The following is a 9,121-nucleotide window of genomic DNA, read 5'->3' as shown; positions in this document are numbered from 1 at the left end:
GGTCCTGGAGTGGAGAAACCGACCCGCTTCCGGGCGACGACTGAGCGGCGACACGGCGACTGGGAGGCGCCTGTGGGGTCCGCTCGGCTCCGAAATCCGTATTGGTTGGGGCGGCGCAGTGTATCCAGAGTTCGGTCATGGACGTTACTTCCACGCGACGGCGGTTCCTCCAGTTCGCCGGCCTCGGAGTCGCCGGCGCGGCCGGCTGCACGAGCTTCGAGTTCGGCGACGACGGGACGCCGACGAGCGACCTGTCCACGCTGATCGCGACGTGGCGCGGGCGCGATCCGAGCCACGCGGTCACGCTGCAGTGGCTCGAGGACGCGGACGACCCCGACGGCGTCTCCGTCGAACTGGCAGCCGACGACGGCTCGAGCGCCGACGTCCGAAGCGACGTCGACCCGTTCGGCGACTCGGAGCTGTCCCGCCACCGGGCGGCGGTGACCGACCTCGAGCCCGACACGTCCTACCGGATCACGGTCGACGGGGACGAAACCGATCTCTCGGTCCGGACCGCCCCCGCCGAGATCGACGACTCGCTCGCGTTCGCGGAGGGCGGCGATATCGGAACGGACGACGTCGTCCCCCGACTCCACGAGCAGGCGGCCTCTCGGGATCCGCTGTTCGGCCTCGTCGGGGGCGACCTCGCGTACGCCGACGGCTACGACGTCGAGAAGTGGGTGACGTTCCTCGAGGACTGGCACGAGCACATGCGATCGGACGACCGCCTCGTGCCGCTGGTCGCCGCCATCGGCAATCACGAACTCCGCGACCGGGAGTACTACGGCACGCCCGAGGACGCCCCGTACTTCTACTCGCTGTTCGACAACGTCCAGGAGGAGCGGGCCTACTGGGCGCTCGATATCGGCGACGAACTCTCGATCCTGATCCTCGATTCCAACCACACCGCCGAAGCCGCGGGCGCACAGGCGGAGTGGCTCGAGGACGCCCTGGCCGAGCGAACCGACCGCGAGCACCTCCTGGCGGCCTACCACGTCCCCGCCTTCCCGTCGGCCAAGGACCTCGACGACGAACAGCGCGGGAGTATCCGCGACCACTGGGTGCCGCTGCTCGAGGCGTACGACGTCGACGTCGCCTTCGAGCACGACGACCACACCTACAAGCGCACCCACCGCCTGCTCGACGGGGAGCCCGACGACGACGGCGTGCTCTACCTCGGCGACGGCGCGTGGGGGCGGGAGCCTCGAGAGCCGTACTCACCCGCGGAACGGCCGTACCTCGCGGTGAGCGAGAGCGCCCTGCACGTGATCGACGTCGAACTCTCCGCGGACGGCTCCCGACGGTTCGAGGCGGTCGGCCCCGACGGCGAGGTCGTCGATCGACTCGAGGAAAGCGAGGCGGGATCACAGCGCCGACTCGACGGCGAACTCCTCGAGCGACGCGATGTCGACCTCGCGCCGGAGACGGTTCGGTAGCGAGTGTTCTCGTGTCGGCGGCGATCCAGTCGCGCCCTCCTCGAGGCGTTCGTCGGCCGGGTTCGGTATCGCGCGCACCCGGTCTCGATCGGCGACCGGGCCGTCGCCGGGCGTATACGACATAGCGGTATACGGAATACGCTCGAGCCGCCCGGTGGGACTGCGATCGGTCACCGGCCCCACGATCGGACAGGCCGTGCGATCGCGGCCAGGCGCTAGAGGAACATGAACCGAACGCGTCGCACGCCGTCGAAGTCCTTCAGCCGGTAGATGAGCCCTCTGATTCGCTCGGCGTCGCCCTTGACGAACACCGTCTCGAGACACCACTCGCCCTGGTGGGCGTGGCTGGTCGAGATAATCGCGTCCTGGTAGTCGTGCTGGGCGCTGTGGAGCCGCTCGATCACGCGCTCGTGCTCGTAGTCGAAGACGACGACCCCGGTTACGGTTCCGGTGGCGGTTTCTATGGTTCGGTGGCGCTCGACGTACTCGGCCATCGCCTCGCGAACGGCCCGCGAGCGCGAGTCGAGCCCCTCGGCCTGCCAGGTCGCGTCGAACTCCTCGAGAATCTCGTCGGGAACGGAGAGACTGGTGCGCATGGTCGCTCCACGGCCGCCGGGGCCATTACCGCTTCTCTTCGAGGCGACCGACTCGAGCGTCTCGCGTCGGGCCGGTCCCCCGTCGTCTCCCCCACAGTTATTTTCGTCACCGACTTAGTTCGGGTATGGGCAGCGACGGCGGCTACAGCCTCACCGAGATCTTTGCGATCAAGTTCGTACTTGCCGATATCGTCATCATCGCCGCCCTGCTGTTTGCCGGGCCGATATACGCGGTTGCGATCACCGCCCTGCTGGTCGTCAGCGTCTTTCTCGTCTGGTACCTGACCGAACGGGTCGGCAGCCCCGACGGGGCCGACGCCGACGAACCCGCTCGAGAGCCGGTCGACCCCGTCACGGAACTGCAAAACCGGTACGCCGCCGGCGAACTCTCGGAGTCGGAGTTCGAGGCGAAACTCGAGCGACTGCTCGACGCCAACGAGCGGGCCGAGCGGGCGGGCGTCGAAACGAGGGAGCTCTCCCTCGAGCGCGAGCGATCGTAGGAGGTCAGATTTAGGGTGATCCGGCGGTACCGTACGAACGAGATGAGCGCCGGTGACGATCGCGCGAACGGGGTGACGGCGGCGTGACCGATATCGCGATCGACGACGCGGTCGACACCTACCTCCAGCGGAAGGCCCTCGGCGATCCCGACGGCCCCCGATCCGGAACGTACGCGGCCAACGCCGAGTCGGTCCTCGGTCGGTGGGCCGAGTGGCTCGCCGAGGAACACGGGATCCGATCGGTGTTCGACCTCGAGCCCGCCCACATGCGGGCCTACGCCGAGGAGCTGTGCGAACGCACCGACAGCGGCGCCTACGCGCCCTCGACGGCGGGCACCTACTACGCCGTCGTTCGGGCCTTCCTCTCGTGGTGCGTTCGCGGCGGGATCCTCGAGGCAAACCCCGCGGTCGACGACGTCGCGACGGCCGCGCTACCGGTGACGGTCGAGGCCTCGAGCGAGCGGTGGGACGCGGAGCGCAGACGGACCCTCGAGCGCCACGTCCGCGAGCGGGCGATCGAGGCCTCGAGCGAGGGGTTCGACCGCGAGGAGCGGCGGGACCGACTCCGGGAGTACGCGCTGGTCGCGCTGCTGGTCTACTCGGACGTCCGCGGTGCCGAACTGTTCCGGGTTCCACGGGATGACCGCCGAACGGGCGCGGTCTGGGACGACGTCGACTTCTACACCGGGACGATCCGGGTTCTCGGGCGCTCGCAGCGACTCGAGGAGGTGCCACTACCGGCACCCGTCCGCACCCCGCTGCGGCGGTATCGGGTCGCGCTCGATCCCCCCGCGAACGACTGGCCGCTGTTCCCGACCCGCCACGCCCCCTCGATCGCCCGTCGGGTCCGGGACGTGCTCGCCGAACGGGGCCACGAGGAGGGCGAGATCGAGTCCCTGATGAGCGAGTCGACGGCGACCGAACTCGCCCGCGAGCGCGCGGTCGCGCCCCCGGCGATCACGACCGAGGGCGCCCGGTCGGTGTTGCGACGGCTCTGCGAGGACGCGGGCATCGACGGCGAATCGCCGACACCACGGAACGTTCAAGCGGAGCGGCCGATCGGCTACCGGCGGGAGGCCACCTCCGCGAGCCCGGCGCTTCGGGCGGCGGCGATCGAGCGGGCGATCGCCGTCCCACGCGATGAGCCAGTGTTCGAACCCGGGTTCGAGGACGTCGTCGATACGCGCGCTTCGGAGAGCAGCGATGCCGACGGCGATGCGGAGTGATCCTATGGGTAACGGTTTTGATATTCAGTCTGGACTGTGGATCTGAATGGCCGATTCGTCACCCACAGATGCAAACTGCTCGCTTCGCTCGCCGTTTCTACTGGGCGAACAGCCGTCCGAGACGCGCGACAGCGCGTCTCTCTGCGGAACGACGATCGAAGCGCGAGCGTAGCGAGCGGTGAGTGAGTCGTCTGTACTGAACGCGAGCTTCGCGCGACTTTCTGGATAACGAAACCGTGCTACTATCTACCGCTCTGATCGATCTCCGTCGAGACCTGCTTTACGGCGACGTATACGTCCTCAGTGGTAGGATTCCAATCACAGCAACGCTAAAGGACAGCTGCACAGCTGGCCAGTTCTCACGTGGTATATGGTCTTAAGTTTCCATAGCCGACGTGGGTAACGGCTAACTTCCCCGGCGACCAAGGTCCGAGCATGTCTGATGCAAACCGAGACTCTGGCGGGAAGTATACACCCACAGTAAGCGACGAGGAGATCCTCGAGGCTATGGACCGAATACCCGGACCGGTTACTACTGCAGCTGAGCTCGCCGATGTGCTCCCGATCGGACGGAGAGCGATCCGGGAGCGGCTGAAAGACTTCGAGAAGCGAGGACTCGTCGCCCGCAAGAAGGTTGGTGGTCGAGCCGTCGTCTGGTGGGTCTCGAGTGACGAGACGGAAGACGACACTCCCGATTTTCGAGCAGGGTACGGTGTCCTCGCAGAGACCGACTTCGCGGACGCCGTTGACGAGGTTAGCGACGAGCTCGACCGCGATTTCCGCGAGAGCGAGGAGAAGCTATTCGAGGACGAAGCCGACGCATGAACGTTCTCGAGACGAGCTTTCTCGTCGATTACCTGCGGGAGCAACCGTATACGATCGACTACCTCGAGGCAAACCCGCATGTAAAGTACGCAGTTCCAACGATCGCACTCTACGAGCTGTATGCTGGGGCGCGGCGGTCGGACGCGACTACCGAGACCATCGGTACTGTCGCCGATGCTCTCGAATGGGCAGAACGCGTTGGATTTGACGACGAGAGTGCCCGCGAAGCCGCGGATATCCGTTCAGAGCTCCTCGACCGGGGAGAACCGATTCCAGCACCGGATACGTTGATCGCCGGCGTTGCTCGAAGCTTAGACGCCGAGTTGGTCGCAACCGATACGCACTTCTCGGAGATATCCCGGCTCGATACTGTGAACCCACGTGAGAGGTGACGGTTGAGCTACCGCTATCGATTCCGTATCACAGCCGGGGATGGAAAAACGCCGCGCTCGAGGGCTACTCCTCGTCACGCAGGCGCTCGAGGACCTCCTCGGCGTTGTCGACGGCCTGTGCCTTCTTGGCGGGGTAGGCCTCGACCTTCGCGCGGAACGTGATCCCCTCGCCGAGGCGGACCTCCTCGCCGAAGGCGGCCTGCTTGTCCAGGCGCAAGAAGAGCTCGGTGTTCTCGGTGACGCGGTCGTCGAGTTCGTCGAGGAGGCCGTCGAGGTCCTCGAGGTCGGCGAGCCGCGAGAGGACGTGGCGCACGTCGTCGGCGTTCTCGACGCGGGCCGACAGCACCAGGATGCGGTCGCCGTAGTGGCCCTCGCTCTCGACGCGTTCGATCTCGAACTCCTCGGGGAGGAAGGTTCGAAGCGCCTGCTCGACGCGTTTCTCGTCCTCGGTGGCGTAGCAAAACGCCCGCAAGTCGACGTAGTGAAGGGGTATCTGTGGCATCTGCGGGTACAGTGCGGATCGCTGGTTCGGAACGGGCGAGCGACCGTCGGGTCGCCCCGGCCGGGTTACTCCTCGTCTTCGTCCTCGTCGGCGCCGTCGGCCGCCTCGAGGGAGTCCTCGGGGACGCCGGTCTCCTGACCGTCCTCGAAGCTGATCGTGTAGGTGACGTCGCCGAACATCGACTCCATCGTCTGGGTGACGGTGCCGGTCTCGCCGTCGAACTCGCTGTGCTCGTCGTGTAGAACGACGTCGTCGTCTTTCTCGAAGCTCATAGTGGCCCGTTCCCCGGCGCGGGGTAAAAAGGGACTGATTCGCCACGCGGGAGCCGGCGGCGGACCGGCTACCGCATGCTCTCGAGGGCGTAGACGGTGTCGGACATAAGCCACGCGTCCTCGTTTTCGGCGTCTTCGATGCTCAGGGCGAAAAACGAGTCCCGGCCGTCGTCGACGGTGATCCGGTAGCTCTGGCTCCGCAGCTCCGTCGTTCGCTCGGGCGGCGTCTGGTCGGCGGTCACACCCGAACTCGGCAATCCGCAGGGATAACTGGCCCGGTTCGCGGTTAGAGTTCCTCGAGCAGCGCCTCGGCCGCGGCGCTCGAGGACTCGGGGCCCCGGGCCGTCAGCAGGTCGCCGTCGACGGTGACGCTCGTGTCGGCCTCGAGTTCGGGATCGAACTCGCCGCCAGCGGCCTCGACCTCGTCGGCGACCCAGTAGGGGAGCTTGCGCCCGTCGGGCATCACGTCGTTCTCGTCGACGATGTCCTCCTCCCACTCGTTGGGGAAGCCGGTGACCTCGCGGCCGTTGACGATAAAGGCGCCCTGGCTGTCGCGGGCGAACCCGAGCATGCCGACGGCGTGACAGACGACCAGCGCCGTCCCGTCGTCGCCCTCGACGGCCTCGCGGAGGAGCCGGCGGGCGTCGCTGTCCTGGTTGACGTCCCACTCGGTGCCGTGGCCGCCCGGGAAGACGACGGCGTCGTAGGCCTCGCCGTCGGCTCGTGCGACCGGGATCGGGTCGTTCAACCGCTCGTCGCTCTCGTGGACCTCGCGGACGTGCTCGGCGGTCTCCTCGCCGACCTCGTCGGGATCCGCCGATGTCTCGTCGAGTTCGGGCGGCCCGCCCGACGGCGTCGCGACCGTGATCTCGACGCCGGCCTCGGAGAGCGTCTCGAGCGGCTCGATACATTCCTCGCCCCAGTAGCCTTCCTCGCTGACGACGAACAGCGCTTTCGTCATACCCGAAGCGAGGGTCGGAAGACGGAAAACGACGAGCCTGGATGCTGCCGCGTTCGCGAACCGACACGTTCGGGCCGGTGACAGTCCCGACGCTCGTGAATGGCTTTTTGGGGACGACGGTGGAGAATCGTACTGCTATGGCCGGCCGACGAAACCCCTTCGACCACCTCGAGGAACTGTTCGACCGACTGAACCGCCAGTTCGAGGCGGCTGCCAGAGACTGGGAGAGCGAGCAGGGCGAGCAGTTCGCGTTCGGTAACGGAACGACCACGCTCGACCTCGCCGATCACGACGACGAGTTCGTCGTCACCGTCGACGTTCCCGGCTACGAAGCCGAGGATCTCGACAGCCGGCTCTCGGGTGAGACCCTCTACATCAGCGGCGAGCGCGAACACGGGACGACCGACGAGCGCGACGACTACCTCCGTCGCGAGCGCGAACTCGAGTCGTTCAGCCGCCAGCTCGCACTCCCCGAGCCCGTCGACGCGGAGGGGATCGAGGCGACGGTCAACAACGGCGTGTTGACGATTCAGCTTCCCAAGCTCGAGCCCGGCGAGGGCTCCCACGCCATCGACATCGAGTGACGCTCAGCTCCCGCCCTCGAGCGCCTCGAAGAACCGATCCGGGAGCCGGCTCCCGACGATCGTCAGCAGCTCCCTGGCCTCGGGATCGACGTCGTCGACGATCGCCGCCAGCTCGATCCGACCGCCGGCCATGTCGTGGTGGCCCCCGGCGGAGCCGAGGTCGTCGAACCCGGCCTCGAGCGCCTCGCCGATGTCGATCTCGGGATCGATCGAGCGGGCACTCAACCGGATCGCGTCGTCGACGACGCCGTAGACCAGCACCGTATCGACGTCCTCGAGGTTGAGCAGGTAGTCCGCCGCCTGTGGCAGCGCGTCGGTTTCGGGGGTCCGACCGACGGTGGCGACCATCGACGAGCCCTGTCGCTGTCGGGTCGCGATCGCCCGGCCGATGGCGTCCAGCGTCGCCGCGGAGAAGGCGCTGCCGTACAGCTGCTCGAGCACCTCGAGTTCGGCCTCGGGGTAGACCGCGAGCGCGGCCTCGTACTCGCGGCGGGTCGGACTGCGAACGAAGTCGAGCCGTTCCCGGTGGAGCGCGAACAGCAACGCCGAGGCGAGCCGAGGGGTCGGCTCGATCCCGAGATCCTCGAGGTACTCGACGAAGATCGTCACCGTCGCGCCGTAGTCGACGCGGACGTCGACGAACGCGGCCTCGATCGGGTCGCCGGGGTGGTGGTCGACGACGATATCCGGACGAACCGTCTCCGGCAGCTCGGTGTTGGCGCCGGGCTGGGAGTGGTCGACGAACGCGACCGCATCGTAGTCGTCGAGTTCGGTCTCGTCGAGGGTTCGCAGCGAGATATCGAGCATGGAGACGAACGCGCGGTTTTGCTGGTGGGAGATGTCGCCGCCGTAGGCGATCGCTACGTCGCCGACGCCCGCGTGGTCGGCGATCGCCTCGAGGGCCAACGCGCTGGCCAGACAGTCGGGATCGGGATTGTCGTGGCAGACGATCGCAAGCGAGTCGCGGGTCTCGAGAACCGCGGCGAGCTCCGCCGCACGGGACATGGATCGCCGTACGGGGCCGAGACGTTTGAACGCCCCTACGTTTTCACAGGAATTACACCGGCAATTTAACGTTAGCTGGCGGTAGCAGCGCCATATATTGCGATCACCGTCGGCAAGCGATTCGTAACCGATCGATACCGACAGGTCTCGCAACCGTCAGTCACAGCACGAGGCCGGGCTCAGTCGCCCGTCAGCGCCTCGCTGGCCGGCGCGAACGGAATCTCGGTGCCGAGCCCCTCCTCGCGGGCGCGCTCGTAGAGCATGTGGGCGGCGGCGACCGTCTCGACTCCGGTGCCGCCGCTGTCGAAAACGGTGATCTCCTCGTCGCTCGTCCGTCCGGGCGCGACGCCGGCGACGACCTCGCCGAGTTCGGCGTGGACGTCGGCCTCGCCGACGACGCCGGCCTCGAGCGCCGCGAGGAAGGCGCCCGCGTCGTAGGTCGCTCGCTCCCGGAGGTCGGGGACGTACGTCGCCCGCTCGATCGTCGTCGTATCCAGCTCGCGGCTGTCGGTTCCGTACTGGCCCATCGCCGTGACGTGGGTTCCGGGCTCGAGGTCGGCCCCGTCGAACACCGGTTCGCTCGCCCGCGTCGCCGTGATGACGATATCCGCTCCGGAAATCGCGTCGGTGCTCGAGGCGACGGCCCGGACGTCGGCCGCGAGTTCGGCGTCGAAGTCGGCGGCGAACGCCTCGCGGTTCTCGGCCGTCGGCGAGAAGACGCGGATCTCCTCGAAGTCGCGGACCGTCGTGGTAGTGTGGACCTGTCCGCGAGCCTGCGAGCCGCTGCCGATGACGGCCAGCGTCGTCGCGTCCTCCCGGGCA

Annotated in this window: 13 protein-coding genes; 6 read left to right on the top strand and 7 right to left on the bottom strand. The window is 67.4% G+C overall.

Features of this window, described 5'->3' with window-relative positions; translation table 11 throughout:
• The first annotated feature begins 137 nt into the window (after positions 1-137).
• Positions 138-1,436 carry a metallophosphoesterase gene (locus tag ACNA7R_RS17565; RefSeq protein ID WP_416284827.1) on the top strand — a complete coding sequence of 433 codons (1,299 nt, stop codon included), beginning with the start codon at positions 138-140 and terminating at the stop codon, positions 1,434-1,436.
• 215 nt (positions 1,437-1,651) lie between these two features.
• On the opposite strand, the gene ACNA7R_RS17560 is transcribed toward ACNA7R_RS17565, so the two are convergent.
• Complete coding sequence (locus tag ACNA7R_RS17560; RefSeq protein WP_416284826.1) at positions 1,652-2,032, bottom strand: CopG family ribbon-helix-helix protein; 381 nt, start codon at positions 2,030-2,032, stop codon at positions 1,652-1,654.
• A 125-nt stretch (positions 2,033-2,157) separates the two neighbouring features.
• Here ACNA7R_RS17560 and ACNA7R_RS17555 point away from each other — a divergent pair, with 125 nt between their 5' ends.
• From ACNA7R_RS17555 to ACNA7R_RS17540, 4 genes are all read left to right on the top strand, one after another.
• Positions 2,158-2,532: an SHOCT domain-containing protein gene (locus tag ACNA7R_RS17555; protein ID WP_416284825.1), complete on the top strand. Its 375-nt coding sequence runs from the start codon at positions 2,158-2,160 to the stop codon at positions 2,530-2,532.
• An 83-nt stretch (positions 2,533-2,615) separates the two neighbouring features.
• On the top strand, positions 2,616-3,758 hold the full coding sequence (locus tag ACNA7R_RS17550) for a tyrosine-type recombinase/integrase (RefSeq protein ID WP_416284824.1): 1,143 nt from the start codon (positions 2,616-2,618) through the stop codon (positions 3,756-3,758).
• A 435-nt stretch (positions 3,759-4,193) separates the two neighbouring features.
• Entirely contained in the window at positions 4,194-4,583 is a 390-nt protein-coding gene (locus tag ACNA7R_RS17545) for a hypothetical protein (protein WP_416284823.1), read from the top strand.
• Positions 4,580-4,975, top strand: coding sequence for a PIN domain-containing protein (locus ACNA7R_RS17540; RefSeq protein ID WP_416284822.1), 396 nt, complete (start codon positions 4,580-4,582; stop codon positions 4,973-4,975). The genes ACNA7R_RS17545 and ACNA7R_RS17540 overlap by 4 nt, the downstream gene beginning before the upstream one ends.
• 64 nt (positions 4,976-5,039) lie before the next feature.
• On the opposite strand, the gene ACNA7R_RS17535 is transcribed toward ACNA7R_RS17540, so the two are convergent.
• The 4 genes from ACNA7R_RS17535 to ACNA7R_RS17520 all read right to left on the bottom strand — a co-directional run bounded on the left by ACNA7R_RS17535 (position 5,040) and on the right by ACNA7R_RS17520 (position 6,710).
• The gene (locus tag ACNA7R_RS17535) at positions 5,040-5,477 is read right to left on the bottom strand and encodes an RNA-binding protein (protein ID WP_416284821.1); all 438 of its coding nucleotides are present in this window, start codon (positions 5,475-5,477) and stop codon (positions 5,040-5,042) included.
• A gap of 65 nt (positions 5,478-5,542) precedes the next feature.
• On the bottom strand, positions 5,543-5,749 hold the full coding sequence (locus ACNA7R_RS17530; RefSeq protein ID WP_416284820.1) for a DUF1918 domain-containing protein: 207 nt from the start codon (positions 5,747-5,749) through the stop codon (positions 5,543-5,545).
• Positions 5,750-5,817: 68 nt separating this feature from the next.
• Positions 5,818-5,991 carry a hypothetical protein gene (locus ACNA7R_RS17525; RefSeq protein WP_416284819.1) on the bottom strand — a complete coding sequence of 58 codons (174 nt, stop codon included), beginning with the start codon at positions 5,989-5,991 and terminating at the stop codon, positions 5,818-5,820.
• Positions 5,992-6,035: 44 nt separating this feature from the next.
• Positions 6,036-6,710, bottom strand: a complete 675-nt coding sequence (locus tag ACNA7R_RS17520; RefSeq protein WP_416284818.1) for a DJ-1/PfpI family protein — start codon at positions 6,708-6,710, stop codon at positions 6,036-6,038.
• 137 nt (positions 6,711-6,847) lie between these two features.
• On the opposite strand from ACNA7R_RS17520, the gene ACNA7R_RS17515 reads away from it, so the two are divergent.
• The gene (locus ACNA7R_RS17515; protein ID WP_416284817.1) at positions 6,848-7,294 is read left to right on the top strand and encodes an Hsp20/alpha crystallin family protein; all 447 of its coding nucleotides are present in this window, start codon (positions 6,848-6,850) and stop codon (positions 7,292-7,294) included.
• Positions 7,295-7,297: 3 nt separating this feature from the next.
• On the opposite strand, the gene ACNA7R_RS17510 is transcribed toward ACNA7R_RS17515, so the two are convergent.
• Together ACNA7R_RS17510 and ACNA7R_RS17505 are read right to left on the bottom strand one after the other, a co-directional pair.
• Positions 7,298-8,299, bottom strand: a complete 1,002-nt coding sequence (locus ACNA7R_RS17510) for a DHH family phosphoesterase (protein WP_416284816.1) — start codon at positions 8,297-8,299, stop codon at positions 7,298-7,300.
• A gap of 179 nt (positions 8,300-8,478) precedes the next feature.
• Positions 8,479-9,121: ornithine cyclodeaminase family protein (locus ACNA7R_RS17505; RefSeq protein ID WP_416284815.1), on the bottom strand; the 643-nt coding region annotated here is incomplete at its 5' end.

This window comes from Natronococcus sp., from assembly GCF_047921035.1.
In the GTDB taxonomy this organism is placed as follows: domain Archaea; phylum Halobacteriota; class Halobacteria; order Halobacteriales; family Natrialbaceae; genus Natronococcus.
The sequence above is the reverse complement of the archived record's forward strand: the minus strand, read 5'-3'. Positions and strand labels throughout refer to the sequence as shown.

Excerpts from the sequence above, each read along its gene's own strand:
- ACNA7R_RS17565 (WP_416284827.1), top strand. The coding sequence starts at position 138 with ATGGACGTTACTTCCACGCGACGGCGGTTCCTCCAGTTCGCCGGCCTC.
- ACNA7R_RS17560 (WP_416284826.1), bottom strand. The coding sequence starts at position 2,032 with ATGCGCACCAGTCTCTCCGTTCCCGACGAGATTCTCGAGGAGTTCGAC.
- ACNA7R_RS17555 (WP_416284825.1), top strand. The coding sequence starts at position 2,158 with ATGGGCAGCGACGGCGGCTACAGCCTCACCGAGATCTTTGCGATCAAG.
- ACNA7R_RS17545 (WP_416284823.1), top strand. The coding sequence starts at position 4,194 with ATGTCTGATGCAAACCGAGACTCTGGCGGGAAGTATACACCCACAGTA.
- ACNA7R_RS17540 (WP_416284822.1), top strand. The coding sequence starts at position 4,580 with ATGAACGTTCTCGAGACGAGCTTTCTCGTCGATTACCTGCGGGAGCAA.
- ACNA7R_RS17535 (WP_416284821.1), bottom strand. The coding sequence starts at position 5,477 with ATGCCACAGATACCCCTTCACTACGTCGACTTGCGGGCGTTTTGCTAC.
- ACNA7R_RS17530 (WP_416284820.1), bottom strand. The coding sequence starts at position 5,749 with ATGAGCTTCGAGAAAGACGACGACGTCGTTCTACACGACGAGCACAGC.
- ACNA7R_RS17520 (WP_416284818.1), bottom strand. The coding sequence starts at position 6,710 with ATGACGAAAGCGCTGTTCGTCGTCAGCGAGGAAGGCTACTGGGGCGAG.
- ACNA7R_RS17515 (WP_416284817.1), top strand. The coding sequence starts at position 6,848 with ATGGCCGGCCGACGAAACCCCTTCGACCACCTCGAGGAACTGTTCGAC.
- ACNA7R_RS17510 (WP_416284816.1), bottom strand. The coding sequence starts at position 8,299 with ATGTCCCGTGCGGCGGAGCTCGCCGCGGTTCTCGAGACCCGCGACTCG.